Genomic DNA, 16,864 nt, shown 5'->3' with positions numbered 1-16,864 from the left:
GCCTTCATTCGCCGCGGCTTTTTTCCTTCGCGATCGCGACGATCTCCTCGCGCACCGGGCCCGCGACGTGCCCCCCCAACTCGCGCATCGCTTCCGACGCCTTGCTGCCGGCGGCGAGCTGGCCGGACACGCGGATCGCCGCGGCGCCCGCCTTGGCGGCGGGGTGGGGGATCATGCCGATGGCGGTCGCCAGCGCTTGCGAGGCCGCGACGCCCGCGGCCACCGACTGACCTTCGTACTTGGCGCGTTCCGCGACGGTCTTCGTCAAGTCCTGCAGGGCAGCTTCGGAGGTCGTCGCACCGACGTAGAAACCACGCGCCACGGCCACCACCTTGTTCTCGGCCGTCTGCGCTGCGGCCTTGGCGATCCGGATGCCGTCACCGGTCGTGAGCTGGCCGCCTTCGGCGATCTTGACCGCGCCTTGCACGAACTCGACGTCGGACTTCACGTCGTCGACGATGCGGGCCGCTTGGTCCGCCGCGCGCTCGGGATGGCGGGCAATGTTCAGCAGCTTGTCGGCGACGCTGCGTCGATTTTCGATTTGCGACAGGCTGCCGTTGACCAGGGGGTTCGGCGCTTCCGAGCCCAGTTGCGCCCGTTGTGCCAACCCGCCCAGGATCTGGTCGCCGCGGCGCAGCGGGGCGGTGGGACGCGGGGTCGGCGCCGCTTCGCGGGGCGACTGCGACATCCGGTCGATCGCCATCCCGGTCAGGATGGTGCCGCCGGTTTGCACAATTCTTTTCATCACATCACCTCGATGAGTAGGGCGCGGTGGACGCCAGGCACACCGGCGCAAGGGGCCCGGGCTGGTTCTGATCCTGGACGCGGCTCGATTGCGTGACGGACTCTATGGGGCGGGAGCAGGTCCCATGGCGGCGGCGTGCGAAGCGGCGTATTGAAATCCGAATACGGGTGTTTCTGGTCAATGAAGCCTGAGACGGCCGGCCGAGGAAGCGAGAGCGAGTCTTTCGCAGCGAAAGCCTGAGACACCGTCCTCGGAGGGGCAACGGTAATGCGATCGCGGCGGCAGTGTTTGAGACACCGCGAAGGACCGCTTCAGGCTGTAAGCGGCCGTCCAGCCCACTCTCATTCAAAGACTGCTGCCGGCGAGTCGAGGACCTTGGCCTTGGCCTCGCTGCATCGCCGGGCAACGTCGGGCACGAAGCCGCGTCGGTCGCTGCCGGCAGTACGTGCAGCCCTCGGACGTCCTCTACGGATGCAACAAGGCACACGCGCGACACCGAAGCGACAGCAGCCAAGTGGACCCGCTCCTAAGATCCAGATCCCACACAACGGTGATCACGTGAACAACATGGAGTTTGATAAGGTCATGTTCGGCCGCCGCAGCATCCGCGGCTACAAGCCGGACCCGGTTCCGCGCGCGCTGATTGAGGAGATCATCGGACTCGCCATGCGGGCACCGTCATCGATGAACACGCAGCCCTGGAATTTCTACGTCGTCACGGGCGAGCCGCTCGAACGCATTCGCAGGGGCAATACGGAGCGAATGGCCGGCGGCGTGCCTCAGTCACGCGAATTCCGGACTGGTCAGCCCTTCGCGGGGGTGCATCGAGAGCGTCAGGTCGGCGTTGCCAAGCAACTGTTCGCAGCCATGGGCATCGCTCGGGACGACCAGGCGATGCGCCAGGAGTGGGTGATGCGCGGCTTCCGCCAGTTTGATGCACCCGTCTGCATCATCGTCACTTACGACCGTGTGCTCGATGGCAGCGACGACACGCCCTTCGACTGCGGCGCAGTCACCACGGCGCTCGTCCTCGCTGCCTGGTCGCGGGGCCTGGGCTGCGTCATCAACAGCCAGGGAATCATGCAGTCTCCGGTGGTGCGCGAACACGCCGGTATCGCCGATGATCAGGTGATCATGAAGAGCGTCGCGCTCGGGTGGCCCGATGAGACCTTCCCCGCCAATGCGGTAGTGTCCGAACGCAAGAGCGTTGCGGAAGCAGCGGTCTTCGTCGGGTTCAACGCTTGAGCACGCCGTGGGCGCAGGGTTCTCCAGGTGCTGACCATGGGCAGTCCGGTCAGTCACGATGGGTGTATCACAGCGCAAAGCAGCCCTGGTGTCTAGAAGGCCGCTCCTGGCCGTGAGCCGTCCATCGTTGCCGCCGACGGCACTTCTGCTTCCGCTGCAAAGCCGAAGTCGGCTTCAGGCTGGAAGCGGACGTCGCGTCGACCTTAGGCGGGAGCCTGTGCCGCGGCATTCAACTCGCCCAGAACCTTTAGCGCGAGTGCCGCTCGACCCCAACCAGTCCCTCGGTTGTGCTGCGAGAGATTCTGCTCGCCGGTGACGTCCTTCCAAAGCTCGACAGATTCGATCCGGTCGTGCGTCGGATTCGTGTCAATCTCAAATTCAATGAAACGCCCGCCGGCTGTCAGGAGGAGCCCGAACAGTCGGGGCATCCCCGGAAAGTCGATTTCCAAATCAACGACTATCGACCGCCTGCAATCTATGCCATGTTCCTCAGCAGTGAGAAGCAAGGCGGAAGGCCAGCCGGTTGTACGCCAGTAGAGCGCTGAAGCTCGGATCGCGGCCTCAGTTGAACCGTTCTGCTGCTGGACATTCCTCTGCTTTGAGAAGTTCGACACTTTGCTCTTCGCTTCAATAGATTGTTCTTGGCTCCCTCGAGCCCTCGCGTACCGCCCGCAATCCTAGCGCCCCTGACGTTCCCTTCCGCTGCACAGCGGCGGTGCAGGCTGGAAGCGGACCAAGCAGGCGAACCGCTGGCTCACCTGTTCAGAGCGATGGAGATGTCCAAGTCAGGGTGCATCCTTCTTAGCGTCTGCAAGAGACGAAGAACCCCTTCGGCCTCGTCGGGCATGACGGTCCCGATGTAATGCAGTGACAGCACGGAGATGCGGCGAGGTGGAGAGGCTCGCACAGCATCGCACACGAGCAGGGTCAGAGAGTCCCATGTGAACTCTTGCCCAAGCGGGACGCCGAAGGCCACTGCAACTGTTTGCCTGACAAAGAGCGGAGTTCGTCCGTCCTCGAAGTCGAGCGTCAGGTCGTCATTGACTGCCATGGGACTGATTTTGCCCTTGCGGCAAAGGTCCGCTTCCGCTGTACAGCGGTCCTTCCAGCCGGTTCGCTGTCTCAGACGCCAATGACACGTTTCAGACATTAACAGTATGTCTGAGCCTTTGATGTCCCGGAACAACGGGTCGAGGGAGGCGACGCAGGCACGCCGCCGAGGCACATGCGTTGTTTGGCCGCGCAGGCTGCGGGTCGCCGGCTTCAGGTGTTGGTTGCGCCAGGCTCGGTGGCGTCCGGCCATGCCACCCTGGCCTCGAAACGGTCGCCTTCGCGGCCTGCGGCCAAGCGCGCGCGCAACACCTGGGCGTACAACGCGGCGAGCGCCAGGCCGCGCCCGAGGTGCGGGTGGCGCGGTGGCGCTTGGCCTGTGGTGCTGCACGCATTGACGATGCTCAGCGCAGGGCCCGCGGCCCCGTCATGCCGGCGCAACTCGATAGTGGAGCCGGCGGGGGCATGGTCGATCGCGTTGCCGAGCAGGTTGTCGATCAGCGCGCGCGCCATCGGCGCGTCGGCGTCGATCCACACCTCGGCGTCACCGTCCCAACGGCATTGCAGTCCCCGCTCGGCCAGGGCGGGCGACTGGGCCTGGACCGCCTCCTGCAACACCGCCCCGAGCGACAAACGCCGGCGCGGCGTCGCCTCGTCGGCGCGTTGCTGGCGCGAGAGGCGGAACAAGGTGTCGACGACACGGGCCATGCGCCGTGACACCTCGCGCATTTCGGCGAGTGTCGCCGCGTGCCCCGGGCTGCCGGCGGGGTCGAGCAGCGCGACGTCGGCGAGCGTGTGCAGCTCGGTCAACGGCGTGCGCAGCTCGTGTGCGGCGTCGGCCAGGAAGCGCCGCTCGCGCTCGCGCGCCGCAGCGATGCGTTGCAGCAACTCGTTGAGCCGCTGCACGATGGGTTCCATCTCGACGGCCTGGGCCTCGAAGGGGTGCAGATCGTCGCTGCTGCGCACCGAGACGGCCTCGCCGAGCGCATGCAGCGGCCGCAGTGCGCGAGGCACCAGCCCGGCCAGGGCCACGGCCGCCACCAGCGGCATCGCGAGGGCCCCGGCCACGCAGGCCCAGGCCAGTGGCGTCAGCGCGTCGTCGAGTTCGTGGCTCAAACGGCCGACCAGCAGGTCGACCGGGTGGTCTTCGATGGTCTGCCGAGTGCGCTTCAGCATGGCCTCGTCCAGGCCCCAATGGGCGCGCACATGCACGACCGTCCAGCTGACCTCGCGGCCGTCGGGCAGCCGGCCGCCGAAGCGGCGGGGCGTGGTGGTGACACCTCCGGGGCGGGGGATCGACACGTCGAGCGCCTCGAGCGACAGCGAACGGTCGAGCAGCTCGCCGTCCTGGGTGTCCCACACCTGAAAGAAGCGGGTGCCGCCTTGCATGTACTGGCTCAAGGACTCGGGCTCGACGTTGACGTACACGTCGTCGCCCGGGTAGACCTGGGTGATGTTGCCGATCGTGCGGAGGTCGTCGCTCAGCGCCTGCTCGAAAGCCTGCACGCGCTCGTGACGCCCGATCGCGTAGAGCGCGGCAAAGGTGAGCGCGGATGAAAGGGTCAGCGCCGCGACGATGCCGTGCCTCAGCCGTCGCGTGATGCCGGGGCGGCTCATCGATCGAGCCGGTAGCCGACGCCGCGCAGCGTGACGATGCGCGACGGCTCGCCGGGCCGGTCGATCCAGCGACGCAGCTGCGACACCGCGGCCTCGATCGAATTGCTCCGCAGGTCGACCTCGTTCGAATACAGCTTGGCTTCGATGTCCTGGCGCGACACCGTCTGCCCGCGATGTGCCGCCAGCAGCTCGAGCAGCAAGCGCTCGCGCCTACGCATCGGGAGCGGCAGGCCGTCGCGGCGGACCTCGGCGCGCGCCCCGTCGATCTGGAGGTCGTCCAGCTCGATGACCGGCAGCACGGCGGCGGTGCGTCGACGCGCCAGCGCACGGGCACGCGCGGCCAGCTCGCGCAGGTCGAATGGCTTGGGCAGGTAGTCGTCGGCGCCGGCCTCGAAACCGCCGAGCCGGTCTTCGATCTCGCCCAGCGCGGTCAGCAGCAGCACCGGCGTGGTGTCCCGGCTGCCGCGCAGGCGGCGCAACAGTTCCAGGCCGTCGAAGCCGGGCAGCATCACGTCGAGCACGATGACGTCGGCCTGGCTGTGCTGGGCCGCCCACAGTCCGGTCGGTCCGTCGTGCGCGGACTCGACCGCGAAGCCGAGTTTTGCCAACCCTTTGGCCAACGCCTGGCGCAGGCCGGGGGTGTCCTCGACCACGAGCAGTTTCACCTTGTCTCTCCTTGGCACCGCCTCCGGCGGCGCCGCATCAGCTTCGCGTCAGCTTGCGTTGCCGATACTGCGCCGCACGCCGCCACCCCGACCCGAGCGGCACAGTCCAAGGAGTACCGATGCCCTCACTCATTCCCCGTCTGCTCGGGCTCAGCGTCACCGTGCTGGCGCTCGCCGGCTGCGGCGGGAGCGCCAACGATGACGCTTCCGCGGCGTCCCTCGAGACCCCGCCCGGCGTCGACGCGCCGCGTTGCCGGGCCGACGGCGCTTGCCGCCTGATCGGCTTTTCCGGGCCGGCGTCGGCACAGAACCCTTGCTTCAGCCCCGACGGCCGCCAGTTGGTGTTCACCCGGTGGCAGCGCGGCTACAACCGGGCGCCGGCCGGCCTGTGGACCGTCGGCAGCACAGGCGGCACGCCGAGGGCGATCATCGATGACGGCGCCGACAACGTCAATCTGCCGGGCTCGTGCTGGAGCCGGGCCGGACGCATCGCCTACTCGAGCGACAGCGTGGGCGAGAGCGACGAGATCTGGACCGCCGCGGCCGACGGCAGCCAACGACGCCGCATCACCACCCATCGGGGGCCGCCTTACATCGAGCCGAGCTTTTCGCCGGACGGGACGCAACTGGTCTTCGAGGCGTCTGCCAGCGAAACCTCGGCCGAGCTGTGGAAAGTCAACGCCGACGGCGGCGGCCTGACCCGGCTCAGCCACGGCGGGGCCGACCGCGAGCCGAACTGGTCGCCCAGCGGCGAGCTGATCGTGTTCCAGCGGCTGGAGCGCGGGGACGAATGGGCCTTGTACACCATGCGGCCCGACGGCAGCGACGTGCGTCGCGTGACGCCGCCGGGATGGTCCTGCACCGACGCGTCGTTCTCGCCCGACGGCCAACGCCTGGTGTTTTCGGCGACGCCGACCGAAGGCGACGGTGCGCAAATCGCCGTGGTGCCGGCGAGCGGCGGAACACTGCGACCCGTCACCCGGTCCGGCGGCTACAACGGCGCGCCGAGCTGGTCGCCCGACGGCCTGCGCATCGCCTTCGAAGCCTCCGACGACCCGGACGCAACGCGGCCCACGGCACTGTGGATCATCAATGCACCGTGAAGCGCGTCGAGCCTGACCTGGACGATCGGGCGTGGTTGATGCGGCAGATGCGCTACCTGGCCGCCTTTGTGGCCTGCGTGGCGGTGGGGGTGCTGTCGTGCCAGAACGACGCCGAGACGGCCGCGGGGGGCGACGCGACGGTCAAGCACCTGCCGCCCCCGGGAGCGGCCATGCCACGCTGGCAACCCGCGCTTCACGACACCTGGCAGTGGCAGTTGCAGGGGGTGCTGAACACCGGCTACGACGTGTCGATCTATGCGGTCGACTTGTTCGACGCGCCGCAGCCCACGATCGACGCGCTGAAGGCCCGGGGCCTCCGGGTGGTGTGCCACTTCTCGGCCGGCAGCTCGGAAGAACACCGCCCTGACCACGGCCGCTTCAAGCGGGCCGACATGGGACGGCCCTTGGGACACGGGCCCGGGGAACGCTGGCTCGACATCCGCTCCGAGAGCGTCAGGGCCATCGTGCGAGACCGCATCGCGCTGGCGAAGGCGCGCCGCTGCGACGGCGTGGTGCCGGACCATGTCGACGCCTGGGTGCACGACACCGGCTGGGATCTCGACGCCGCCGCACAACTCGAGTTCAACCGCTTTCTCGCTGGCGAGGCGCACGCCAGCGGCCTGGCGGTGGGCCTCAAGAACGACGTTGCCCAGGTCGAGGCCCTGGCGGGCGAGTTCGACTTCGCGCTGAACGAGCAGTGCTTCGAGCTGGAAGCGTGCGTGGCCTATCAAGCCTTTACCGCCGTGGGAAAGCCGGTGTTCAACGCCGAATACGCGACCCGTTATGTCCAGAACCTGCAGGGCGAACGTGCGGCGCTCTGTGCGGCGGCCCGACGGGCTCACATCCGAACCATGGTGCTGCCGCGAGCGCTCGACGGAGGCGTGCGCTACAGCTGCGATTGACCCGCGCCGCGCGCTCGGGTCGCAGCCGTTCGGGCACCGAGGCCAAAGGGTCAGAGCCGCGGCTCTCCTCGGTCATTCACGAGGATGTGGGAGCCGGGCGGCGTGGTCGTCTGCACGTGGTGCCGCATCCCCTCGAAGTGATAGGTGACGTCGTAGTAGTCGGGGCGCTCGGGTGTGGGACCGGCGGTGCAGCGTGTGGCCGGCGACTGCGCACCGCGGCCGACCTGTGAGCCGATGAGGACCCCGGCGACGGCTCCGCCGGCCGTGGCGACGTCGCGATGGCTGCCGCCCTCGCCGATTTGATGGCCGAGGATGGCGCCGATGATGCCCCCCACGACCGCGCCGGTGACGGCGCCGTTGGACGACGCCTGCGGCTGCTCGACCCAACAGTGTTGCTGCGGCGTTGCATAGACCGCCCGCACGGTCTCGACCGGGACGTGAACCAAGCGGTCTGCCGGGCGGCGGCGCCAGTCGTAAACAGGCAGCGGCGCCGAGACGTCACGGTCCGGATACCGGGCTCCCCGGCGAGACCAGCGTCGCACCGACGACAACCCGTCGTTCAACCCGATGGCAGCCAGATCGGGGTAGCTGCCCGGGCGCAGCACCACACAACGGCCGCTGAAGTCCGCATGCTCACAGGCCTCCCAGCGGCCCTCGAACACCATCACCGAAGAGGCGCGGTCGTTGTAGCCGCGGCGCCGGAAGTCGTGCACCTCCGACGACACACCGAACTGCCGACCATGAAAGCCGCGGTCGTCGAAGAAGACGATGGCGTCGTGTGACGCCGGCGGGTGCGACGGGTGGCCGGCGTGACGCGGGAGCGGTCGCGCCGACGAGACGCGGTCGTTCAGCCCGATGGACCCGAGGTTGGGATAGCTGCCCGGTGGGAGCACGACACACCGGCTGCGGAACACTGTTTCCTTGCAGACCTCCCAGGGCTCGCCGTTCACGACGAGCGAGGACGCGCGGTCGTTGAAGTCGAAGGCGCGGAAGTCGGGCGCGGTGTCGGTCAGCGTGGCCCGGTGGCCGCGGAAGTCGTCGTGGCTGTAGACCGTCAGCGAGGCCGAAGCAGGGCCGGCCGACAAGATCGAGGCGAGCACCAGTGCACGGGGGAGGAAAGCATCCATGTGGTTCCTGTCAGGGAGTTGCGTCGGGTGCGGGCCACCGAGGCCCGACACGTGAGCAGATCAACGCGCGGCCCTGCGGAGGCGGTGACGTCCCGCCTGTAAAGTAGTGCGAAGCAGTTTTGCGCGCGTGGTGGCGGCGCTGACAAGGCCAGGCCGTGAGCCGGTTAGCGCACCACCCATCAACGCGATGCGCCGGACGGGCAGGCAGGGGCGCTGCCTCAGGGCCGCGACACAAGGTCGTCGGTCTGCTCGAGGTTGTTTTGCCGACGCTGCGGCAGGTGGGCCAATGTGCTCTCGAGTTCGTCGCACAGCGCGTCGAGGCTGATGTCGGAGGCGAACCGTCGGGAGGCCGCGGCGCAGGAGTCCCGGCGCGGGCGCGACGACAGCACCCCGGTGATCGCCTGCGCCAAGCGCCGGGGTGTCGCGCGGGACGCGGGCAGCATCTCGCCCACGCCCAATTCGCGCACCCTCACGCCGTTGTCGAACTGGTCGAAGGCATACGCCACGACCACTTGAGGCGTGCCGGCGCGCAGTGCTTCGGCGCTGGTCCCGATGCCGCCGTGGTGAACCAGCGCCGCGACACGCGGCAGCAGGGCGCGCAGCGGGGCATGCGCTTGCCACAGCACATGGGATGGAAGCTGCGGTGGCAGTTGGTGGCGATGTGGCGTCAGGAAGATCGCGCGCCGTCCGATGCGCGCCACCGCTGCAAGCGCGCTGGCAAAAAAGGGCGAGGCATGACGGTGCCCGGTGCCGGGCGTGAAGACGATCGGCGCGTCGCCCGCGGCCAGGAAATCGCTCAATGTTTGGGAGAGGCCTTCGCCCGGCTCGGCTTCGTGGAGAGGAAACACCCCACTGATCACGCCAGTCGGCCAGTCGGGCTGGGGCCGCCCGAACCAGGGCGGGAAAAGCGTCAGCGAGACGTCGGCCGTGCCCTGCAGGTGCGGGATGAACCGGGGGACGGCGCCCAGACCCATGGCCGCTCTTTGCTCGTTCAGCGTCGGCAGGAAGACCGGGTCGATCACGCTGGCGTCGACGCGGTCCCAGATCCAGCGACGCCAACGGCGGGGGACCCATCCCGGCAGCCGGCGCGGTCCGACCGTCATCGGGTCGCGGCAACTGCGCAGGTTGCCCGGCGCCAGGTAGCCGCCGACGATGTGCAAGTCGTGGCGCACGGTGCGTGCGAGGGCTGCCAAGGGCAGCGCGATCGGGTGCGTCAGCACCCAGCATGGCTCGTCAGGGGGGAGGGTCGCGACCAGGTCGCGCGTCGCCACGAGGCTGGGACGGATGCTGCGCCAGACGACACCCAAGGCCTTGCGCTCGTCCCACATCTCGGGGTCGTCCAGCGCGGCCTGGTACTGCGCGTCGGTGCCCAAGGGACGGAAACCGAAGCCCGCCCGTGTCACGAGCGCTTCATGCACCGGTGGCGCGAGGAAGGTGATGCGGTGACCGCGGCGCTGCAAACAGGCAGCGACGGCGAGGAAGGGGTGCATGTCGCCCGCGGTGCCCCACGACGTGATCAGGACATGCGGCGGGCGGTCGGCGACCCCGCTTTGCGGGTTCGATCGGTGTGGGCCTGGGAGCGGTGCCAAGGTGGATACCAGTCGAAGGTGCAATGCGTCCGGTACGCGCGACGGATGGGGTGCGCAGTCTACTACTGCAGTGCAGCAAAACCGCGCCACAGGCCCGAGTTCTGTGGGGCCACACCTGCAGCCGTTGCCAGGTCCTTTCCGATACGGCGGGGCTGGAGACGGCGCGCAAGGGTGAGCGGCATGCAGAGCGACACGGGCGCGGTGTTCGCGCCGCAAGGCGCGCCGTTTGCAAGGTTGCGGAACCTGTGCCAGGACGAGGCGACGGCGAGCGCGCCGCCATGGCAACGCCTCCCGCACCACTCACGACCGTCCTTCCGCTCCTGAAAGGAAAACCATGACCGACCCCCGCCCCATCCTCACCACCCGCCAGGGCCATCCCGTTTATGACAACCAGTCCTTGCGCTCGGTTGGCGAGCGCGGGCCGGCGACGCTCGAGAACTACCAGTTCATCGAGAAGATCACCCACTTCGACCGCGAGCGCATACCCGAGCGGGTGGTGCATGCGCGCGGAACCGGCGCGCACGGCTACTTCGAGGCCTACGGCAAGATTGGCAGCGAGCCGGCCCGCAACTACACGCGGGCCCGCGTCCTCACCGAGACCGGTGTGCGCACCCCGGTCTTTGTTCGCTTCTCGACCGTGATCGGCGGCAAAGACTCGCCGGAGACCGCACGGGACCCGCGCGGCTTCGCCGTGAAGCTCAAGACCGTCGACGGCAATTGGGATCTGGTGGGCAACAACCTGAAGATCTTCTTCATCCGCGACGCGATCAAGTTTCCCGACATGATCCATGCCTTCAAGCCCGACCCGGTCACCAACCGGCAAGAGCCGTGGCGCTTCTACGATTTCGTCTCGCAGTCACCCGAAGCCCTGCACATGGTCACGTGGGTCAAGAGCCCGTGGGGCATTCCGGCCAACTACCGCGAAATGGAAGGCGCAGGCGTCAACACCTACAAGCTGGTCAACGACCAGGGGGTGGCGCATCTCGTCAAGTTCCACTGGCAGCCCAAGCAGGGTGTGCGCAACCTGACCAGCGCGCAGGCCGCCGAGATCCAGGCGCACGACGTGGGCCATGCGACCAAGGACTTGTACGAGGCGATCGAGCGCGGCGACTGTCCCGAATGGGAGTTCTGCGTGCAGATCATGTCCGACGACGAGCATCCGGAGCTGGACTTCGATCCGCTCGACGACACCAAGCGCTGGCCCGAGGACCGCTTTCCGCTGCTGCCGGTCGGGCGCATGGTGCTCGACCGCAACCCCGACAATGTCTTCGCCGAGACCGAGCAATCGGCCTTCGGCACCGGCGTGCTGGTCGACGGCATCGACTTCTCGGACGACAAGATGCTGCAGGGGCGCACGCTGTCGTACTCCGACACGCAGCGCTACCGCGTCGGCCCCAACTACCTGCAGCTGCCCATCAACGCACCCCAGCCCGCCGCACGTGCACACACCAACCAGCGAGACGGGCAGATGGCCTATCAGGTCGACCCGGCCGGCAGCAACAAGCACGTCAACTACGAGCCGAGCTCGGTGGCCGGCGTGCGTGAAGCGCCGCGGCCCGCGAAGGAATATCACCAGTGGGTCGAAGGCCACCTGGGCCGCTATCAGACCACCCGCACGTCGAGCGACTACCGACAGGCGGGCGAACGTTACCGCAGCTTCGAGGACTGGGAGCGCGACGACCTGGTGGCCAACATCGGCGGCGACCTGAAGCAGTGCCCGGAGACCATCCAGCTGCGCATGGTGTGGCATCTGTGGCACTGTGACGAAGACTATGGACGCCGGGTGGCGCAGACGGCCGGCATCGACCTGGAGCGTGCCAAGGCCTTGCCACCCCTGCCTGGCCGTGCGGCGCCGCATGCGGCCCTCCCGGGCACGACGTACACCGAGGGCCGACGCGAGGCGCCGTCACCGCAGCGTGAAACGACATCCGCCAAGTAGACATCTCGGGCCGGGCACGCGCCGGTCCGGGCGCGTTGATGCCAAGCCATGGGTGCCCTGCACGAATCAACGAGGAATGCCGTGTCCACCGAACCTCAAGCCGATCCGCCCCGCAGCAAGCCGACGCTCGACGCCGCCACGCTGGACTTCGCCCATCGCGTCTTCGACTGTGTGCGGGCCGGCGACAGCGAGACGCTTGCCGCATGGCTCGACCAAGGCTTGCCCTCCAATCTGCTGACGCACAAAGGTGACAGCCTGGTGATGCTGGCGAGCTACCACGGGCACTTCGATGCGGCCCGGCTGTTGCTCGAACACGGCGGCGACCCCGAGATCCGCAATGACCAAGGTCAGTCGCCGCTGGCCGGCGCGGCCTTCAAGGGCGACGTGGCGATGGTGCAACTGCTGCTCGACCATGGCGCCGATGTCGAAGGCGCGTCGCCCGACGGCAAGACGGCGCTGATGATGGCGGCGATGTTCAACCGGGTCGATGTGGTGCAACTGCTGCTGCGTCGCGGCGCCCGAGCCGATGCCCGCGATGCGGGCGGCGTGAGCGTGCTGGAGGCGGCGCAGCGGATGGGAGCGGTGGACACGCCGGCGCTTCTGTTGGCGGCCGGGGCCTCATAAGCTGGGGGAGGCGCCAGGGCGGACTGACGCGCACGCTCACGCCCGGGGGAGCCCGCCGCGCCGCGCCGCGGCGGCGCGGCCGTGTCGCCTCCTCCGAAGCATCAAGTGTTGTGGCCGGTGAGTTGGCCCGGCTGAAACGACCGGGTGCACGCTTTCAGCGCGCCACCCGTTGCCCGTCTTAACTGACCCCTGTCGCGAACAACTGGCCGGAGAACATCGCGTCCCCGATGAAATGGCTCGTGATCTCGAACCACCGCATGGACACCGTCCACACCGGCTGGTCCGTGTCATCGAGCCGCTGCACGAGATAGCCGCGGGGTAAGGCGCGGATGCGATAGCTGAGCCTGTCAGCGCCAGCGATGATGAACTTCCGCCCGGGCAGCCCGGTCAGCATCTCGCTTTCACATAGCAGGTAGTCGATCTCGTCCGCACTGCAGACGGGCGTGATTCCTGGGCTCGGGCCCGAACTCGTGTCCCCGAGAATGAACGGCTCCATGGATCCTCCCTTCGACTCGTTCTGAGGAATGCCATGGTGTCGGCTCGAGCGACTCGACGGAATATGCAAATTCTCATGCGGTGATGCCTGGTTGCACATTCGGCGTGTCGCCCGCGCCTTCATCCCGGGACGCGGAAGGAACGGCGGACATCCTCTCGTTCTTCAACGCTGACCCAACCGCACCGCAACAGCGATCTGCGTCTGCGACTTACTGGAGGTGCGGGAAACTCAGTGGGGGCTCCCCCCGGTGGGCACACAACGTATCCCTTCGGGTCCGTTCGCCACCAGCGCCCCGACCGTGGCGCGGCAAGGTGGCGAACAGGCGCAGGTATTCAATTGGACGGACCGGCCTAGGGGTGCTCCGCTGGCATATCCTGGAAATAGTCGCAGGATAACGGACCATTTCCCGAGCTTTCAGCATGTTTCGAGGACCGGGACGAGAAATGTCATCGACCAGCAGAATCGGAAGCAGAGGGCTTCCGAGAAGGATGGTTTTCAAATCTCGGCCGTTCGGTCTGGCTCTAATATGGCGCCGAGCCAACACAGGGAGAGGATATGGCCGCCGAGTCATCCGGGGGGCGCGATGAACTGTTGCAGTGCCCGATTTATTTCACTTCGACAACAACCAGTTCCAATCCGGTCTCGGCCAGGTTTCGGAGCGTCTCGGTGCCCGCGGTGTCCATCGCAAAAAGATCACCGCGGCGGACCACCAGCCGCCGTTCGGGTTGGGCGTTACCTTCGATAGCATAGAGGCCGTCGGTCATCGCCACAAAAAGACGCGGCCCGGTGAAACGAACCGGCGCCGCACCCTTTCGTGGGGCGAGCGCAATACGCGAGACGCGCACGCGATCGTTGTCGATGATCACCTGCCAGGGGCTATCGAGCGCCGCAAGGGGGGCGCCTGCCGGGCGCGGGGGGCTCAGCACCTCGATGTCGAGAATCCTGAACACTGTTTTATCGGCATTGCGAATTCGGTGGACGTAGGGCTCCCGTGCATAGCCCCTGTAATAGATTTGGCCGGACTGTATGGGAGGGCGCAGTTGCAGAGGCTTACCTGGCTCTTCAGCCGGCATGTTTGCGCCGTCGATGCACAGCAGGACACTGTCTTTGTCGTGCCGATGCCAAAGCGACGTTGCGCCGGGCACAAAGGACACGTCGAACACGCGCAGGGCGTCCCGGTTCAACACCAGGCGATGATTGGGCTCCTGCTCGATCGGGACGACTTCCTCGTGTCTCGAGAGCTCATCGGCCGAGACGGGCATCGGGAAGAGCCCGGCGCACACGGCGCAGTGCAGGATCATGGCGGTCGTTCCCTTCAGGAGAGGAGTGTCAAACATGAAAAACATCCTGATAATCGAGGACCACCCGTTGGTGGCGGAAGCAACCCGGTCGCTGTTTGCGGCGATGGTCGACCGCGTGGTGATATGCAAAGACGCCGAACAGGCCGCCGCCGCGATCGCGGCTGACAACTATTGGTTTCGCGTCTTACTTGATATTGGCGTGCCCGGGGCCACCGGACTGTCGCTCGTCCGGCATGTCCATAGTAAGGGGCTGGCGCCTCGCACAGCAATCATTACGGCCTATGAGAATTTACAGTGGCGCGCCGAGGTCCAAAGCATGGGATTTTTGGGCTACGTCGTGAAGACGGCCAGCGTCGAGGCGTTCAGCGCGGCGATCGAGAAAATTCTGGAAGGGCGGATGTGCTTCGAGACCTTGACGACCGAAACGCATGAAAGCCACTTGACCCGGCGACAGATCGAAATCCTGAATTTGCTGTGGCGCGGTTGCTCGACGAAAGAGGTGGCCCGTCGCCTGGCACTTTCACCAGGTACGGTCGACAACCATGTGTCAGCCTTGATTCGCGCTCTGCGTGCCAATGACAGGACGCACGCCGTCGCGCTCGGGGTGCAGCTGGGCTACATCGAGCAACACGGGGCATGAGTGCGACGCCTTCTGAAACTTCGTCACTCGAATCTCTCGACCGAGATTGCTGCGACCTCGGCACTGGCGTTTGCGCTGATGACCTTTCTCATTGCAACGGTCCAGTTGTGGCTGTTTCGGAACAATCTCGAGCAAACCTTGTACAGGGAGCAGTCGACCTTCACGACGAGCGTTGCCGAAAACCTCGATCAGCAATTGGTCACGCTGAAAAACGCGCTGTTGCTCAGCGCGCTTGCCGTCACCGAAGCCGATGTTGCATCGAGTGACGCGGCTCAACGGTATCTCGATACCAACGCGGGGCTGAATGCGATATTCGAACGTAGCGTTTTTTTATTCTCGCCCGAAGGGCGGCTGATTGCGGAACGCCCCTTCCTGCCGGGGCGGCGCGGGCAGGACTTCAGCTGGCGTGAATACAACAAGGATGCGGTGCGGACCCGGGGCCCGGTGATCTCGCGGCCCTTCGTGACGACCAAGGACGACCACAACGTCGTGATCATGTTCGCAACGCCGGTGTTCTCGAAAGACGGCAAGAAGATCATCGCCATCAACACCGGCAGCTTCGGTCTTTCGAACCCGAAGTTGCTGGGGAACATCGCAAAAACGGCGATCGGCAAAACAGGCTTCATGTATTTGGTGACCGCTGACGGCAAATTGGTGATGCACCCGAACCGAAGCCGGTTGCTGACGCGCGCGTTTGCCCCGGGCGAGAACGAGCTGTTCGAGAAATCGCTGCTCGGCTTCGAAGGCACCGGCATGTCGATCGACGACAAGGGGCGGCGGTCCCTCTCCACGTTCAAACGGATACGCAGCACCGACTGGATCATCGTCAGCGTGTATCCCGAAGCCGAGGCGTTCCAGTCGTTCAACCAACTGGCGCGCAATCTTGCGATGGTGCTGGTGCTGGCCACGCTCGCGGTGTGCGCCCTGGTGTGGATCTTGACCCGCGGCCTGGTCGACAAGATACAGGCACAAAACAAGGTGTTGGAGCAGCTCAGGGTGGAGTCACAGCATCAGCTGCGCATCAAGACCGAATTCTTCAATGAAGCCAGCCACGACTTTCGCCAGCGCCTACACGGCATGCAATTGTTCGTCACCGCGCTGATTCAAAACAACGCCAGGGACTTCCACATCATTCTGCCGAAGGTGAAGTCCGCGATCGGTGACCTGCAGAGGTATCTCGGCAATTTTCTGGAGATCACGAAACTGGAGACGATTTCGGTGCGACCTTGCGTACAGCAGTTTTCGCTGCAGGACGTGTTCCAGCGGCTTGAGCTTCAATTCGAAGACGCAGCCGAGAACAGAAGGGTGGACTTGAAGTTCCGCTATACCGCGCTAGAACCTGCGACAGACGAAAAATTGCTGTATCGCATTCTCGAGAACTTGATATCCAACGCGATCAAGTTCTCTCGGAGCAAGGTGAGGGTGGCAGCGCGGCGCCGGGCGGCGGGTGTCGAACTGCTCGTGCTGGACAACGGCATCGGCATCCCTGAATCGGCACAACACCGCATCTTCGCCGCGTTCTACCAGGTCCACGAGCAGCCAGCTGAAGCGCCGGGTGGGACGGGTTACGGGCTCGGTTTGTCGATCGTGAAGCGCTTGCTCGACCTCATCGGAGCCGACATCAAGATGTCATCGCAGGTGGACAAAGGCACCACCGTGCGGCTCTACCTGCCCGACGCCGCAGGCAGTTCCAGCGGCGACACAGCGGGGCCAGCAAGGGAGGGTGGGGCACCAGCGGGCAGCGAAACGGCAGCGCCTCGCGGTTCTTCTCTCTCGGCCGGAACCAGAACACCGCCCCGGCGAAGCTGAAGGGCACACCCA

Annotated in this window: 16 protein-coding genes; 7 read left to right on the top strand and 9 right to left on the bottom strand. The window is 66.4% G+C overall.

The window, feature by feature from the left end; all coding sequences use genetic code 11:
* Positions 1-4: 4 nt before the first annotated feature.
* Positions 5-745, bottom strand: coding sequence for a hypothetical protein (locus AAW51_RS17220; RefSeq protein WP_157359941.1), 741 nt, complete (start codon positions 743-745; stop codon positions 5-7).
* Between the two features lie 567 nt (positions 746-1,312).
* Between AAW51_RS17220 and AAW51_RS17215 the strand changes: the two genes are divergently transcribed.
* A complete protein-coding gene (locus AAW51_RS17215) occupies positions 1,313-1,990 on the top strand; it encodes a nitroreductase (protein ID WP_047195583.1) in 678 nt (225 codons plus the stop codon).
* Between the two features lie 203 nt (positions 1,991-2,193).
* On the opposite strand, the gene AAW51_RS17210 is transcribed toward AAW51_RS17215, so the two are convergent.
* The 4 genes from AAW51_RS17210 to AAW51_RS17195 form a co-directional block, all read right to left on the bottom strand.
* Positions 2,194-2,604, bottom strand: coding sequence for a hypothetical protein (locus tag AAW51_RS17210; RefSeq protein ID WP_047195582.1), 411 nt, complete (start codon positions 2,602-2,604; stop codon positions 2,194-2,196).
* A 140-nt stretch (positions 2,605-2,744) separates the two neighbouring features.
* The gene (locus AAW51_RS17205) at positions 2,745-3,041 is read right to left on the bottom strand and encodes a hypothetical protein (RefSeq protein ID WP_047195581.1); all 297 of its coding nucleotides are present in this window, start codon (positions 3,039-3,041) and stop codon (positions 2,745-2,747) included.
* A gap of 212 nt (positions 3,042-3,253) precedes the next feature.
* The gene (locus AAW51_RS17200; RefSeq protein WP_047195580.1) at positions 3,254-4,657 is read right to left on the bottom strand and encodes a histidine kinase dimerization/phospho-acceptor domain-containing protein; all 1,404 of its coding nucleotides are present in this window, start codon (positions 4,655-4,657) and stop codon (positions 3,254-3,256) included.
* Positions 4,654-5,322, bottom strand: a complete 669-nt coding sequence (locus AAW51_RS17195) for a response regulator transcription factor (RefSeq protein ID WP_047195579.1) — start codon at positions 5,320-5,322, stop codon at positions 4,654-4,656. Before AAW51_RS17195 ends, AAW51_RS17200 begins: the two co-directional genes overlap by 4 nt.
* A 119-nt stretch (positions 5,323-5,441) precedes the next feature.
* Here AAW51_RS17195 and AAW51_RS17190 point away from each other — a divergent pair, with 119 nt between their 5' ends.
* Together AAW51_RS17190 and AAW51_RS17185 are read left to right on the top strand one after the other, a co-directional pair.
* Positions 5,442-6,425, top strand: a complete 984-nt coding sequence (locus AAW51_RS17190) for a PD40 domain-containing protein (protein WP_053013670.1) — start codon at positions 5,442-5,444, stop codon at positions 6,423-6,425.
* Complete coding sequence (locus AAW51_RS17185) at positions 6,422-7,327, top strand: endo alpha-1,4 polygalactosaminidase (protein WP_238947622.1); 906 nt, start codon at positions 6,422-6,424, stop codon at positions 7,325-7,327. Before AAW51_RS17190 ends, AAW51_RS17185 begins: the two co-directional genes overlap by 4 nt.
* 50 nt (positions 7,328-7,377) lie before the next feature.
* Here AAW51_RS17185 and AAW51_RS17180 read toward each other — a convergent pair whose 3' ends face one another.
* Both AAW51_RS17180 and AAW51_RS17175 read right to left on the bottom strand, forming a co-directional pair.
* Positions 7,378-8,454: a beta/gamma crystallin-related protein gene (locus AAW51_RS17180; protein ID WP_047195578.1), complete on the bottom strand. Its 1,077-nt coding sequence runs from the start codon at positions 8,452-8,454 to the stop codon at positions 7,378-7,380.
* Positions 8,455-8,672: 218 nt separating this feature from the next.
* Positions 8,673-9,944 (bottom strand): nucleotide disphospho-sugar-binding domain-containing protein, encoded by a 1,272-nt coding sequence (locus AAW51_RS17175; RefSeq protein ID WP_083438713.1) that lies wholly within the window; start codon positions 9,942-9,944, stop codon positions 8,673-8,675.
* A 433-nt stretch (positions 9,945-10,377) separates the two neighbouring features.
* Here AAW51_RS17175 and AAW51_RS17170 point away from each other — a divergent pair, with 433 nt between their 5' ends.
* Together AAW51_RS17170 and AAW51_RS17165 are read left to right on the top strand one after the other, a co-directional pair.
* Positions 10,378-11,982: a catalase gene (locus tag AAW51_RS17170; protein ID WP_047195576.1), complete on the top strand. Its 1,605-nt coding sequence runs from the start codon at positions 10,378-10,380 to the stop codon at positions 11,980-11,982.
* A gap of 81 nt (positions 11,983-12,063) precedes the next feature.
* On the top strand, positions 12,064-12,606 hold the full coding sequence (locus tag AAW51_RS17165) for an ankyrin repeat domain-containing protein (RefSeq protein ID WP_238947621.1): 543 nt from the start codon (positions 12,064-12,066) through the stop codon (positions 12,604-12,606).
* Positions 12,607-12,784: 178 nt separating this feature from the next.
* On the opposite strand, the gene AAW51_RS17160 is transcribed toward AAW51_RS17165, so the two are convergent.
* Complete coding sequence (locus tag AAW51_RS17160; RefSeq protein ID WP_047195574.1) at positions 12,785-13,102, bottom strand: hypothetical protein; 318 nt, start codon at positions 13,100-13,102, stop codon at positions 12,785-12,787.
* Positions 13,103-13,707: 605 nt separating this feature from the next.
* Positions 13,708-14,439 carry a cupin domain-containing protein gene (locus AAW51_RS17155; protein WP_047195573.1) on the bottom strand — a complete coding sequence of 244 codons (732 nt, stop codon included), beginning with the start codon at positions 14,437-14,439 and terminating at the stop codon, positions 13,708-13,710.
* Here AAW51_RS17155 and AAW51_RS17150 point away from each other — a divergent pair.
* Together AAW51_RS17150 and AAW51_RS28290 are read left to right on the top strand one after the other, a co-directional pair.
* On the top strand, positions 14,438-15,043 hold the full coding sequence (locus AAW51_RS17150) for a response regulator transcription factor (protein WP_047195572.1): 606 nt from the start codon (positions 14,438-14,440) through the stop codon (positions 15,041-15,043). The genes AAW51_RS17155 and AAW51_RS17150 overlap by 2 nt on opposite strands.
* Positions 15,044-16,852 carry a sensor histidine kinase gene (locus AAW51_RS28290; protein WP_157359940.1) on the top strand — a complete coding sequence of 603 codons (1,809 nt, stop codon included), beginning with the start codon at positions 15,044-15,046 and terminating at the stop codon, positions 16,850-16,852.
* Positions 16,853-16,864: the final 12 nt, after the last annotated feature.

Origin of the sequence: Caldimonas brevitalea, from assembly GCF_001017435.1 — a bacterium.
In the GTDB taxonomy this organism is placed as follows: domain Bacteria; phylum Pseudomonadota; class Gammaproteobacteria; order Burkholderiales; family Burkholderiaceae_C; genus Caldimonas; species Caldimonas brevitalea.
The sequence above is the reverse complement of the archived record's forward strand: the minus strand, read 5'-3'. Positions and strand labels throughout refer to the sequence as shown.

What these genes read in the sequence shown, in the direction of transcription:
- AAW51_RS17220 (WP_157359941.1), bottom strand. Translation starts at nt 745, where the DNA reads ATGAAAAGAATTGTGCAAACCGGCGGCACCATCCTGACCGGGATGGCG.
- AAW51_RS17215 (WP_047195583.1), top strand. Translation starts at nt 1,313, where the DNA reads ATGGAGTTTGATAAGGTCATGTTCGGCCGCCGCAGCATCCGCGGCTAC.
- AAW51_RS17205 (WP_047195581.1), bottom strand. Translation starts at nt 3,041, where the DNA reads ATGGCAGTCAATGACGACCTGACGCTCGACTTCGAGGACGGACGAACT.
- AAW51_RS17200 (WP_047195580.1), bottom strand. Translation starts at nt 4,657, where the DNA reads ATGAGCCGCCCCGGCATCACGCGACGGCTGAGGCACGGCATCGTCGCG.
- AAW51_RS17190 (WP_053013670.1), top strand. Translation starts at nt 5,442, where the DNA reads ATGCCCTCACTCATTCCCCGTCTGCTCGGGCTCAGCGTCACCGTGCTG.
- AAW51_RS17180 (WP_047195578.1), bottom strand. Translation starts at nt 8,454, where the DNA reads ATGGATGCTTTCCTCCCCCGTGCACTGGTGCTCGCCTCGATCTTGTCG.
- AAW51_RS17175 (WP_083438713.1), bottom strand. Translation starts at nt 9,944, where the DNA reads ATGCACCCCTTCCTCGCCGTCGCTGCCTGTTTGCAGCGCCGCGGTCAC.
- AAW51_RS17170 (WP_047195576.1), top strand. Translation starts at nt 10,378, where the DNA reads ATGACCGACCCCCGCCCCATCCTCACCACCCGCCAGGGCCATCCCGTT.
- AAW51_RS17160 (WP_047195574.1), bottom strand. Translation starts at nt 13,102, where the DNA reads ATGGAGCCGTTCATTCTCGGGGACACGAGTTCGGGCCCGAGCCCAGGA.
- AAW51_RS17150 (WP_047195572.1), top strand. Translation starts at nt 14,438, where the DNA reads ATGAAAAACATCCTGATAATCGAGGACCACCCGTTGGTGGCGGAAGCA.
- AAW51_RS17155 (WP_047195573.1), bottom strand. Translation starts at nt 14,439, where the DNA reads ATGTTTGACACTCCTCTCCTGAAGGGAACGACCGCCATGATCCTGCAC.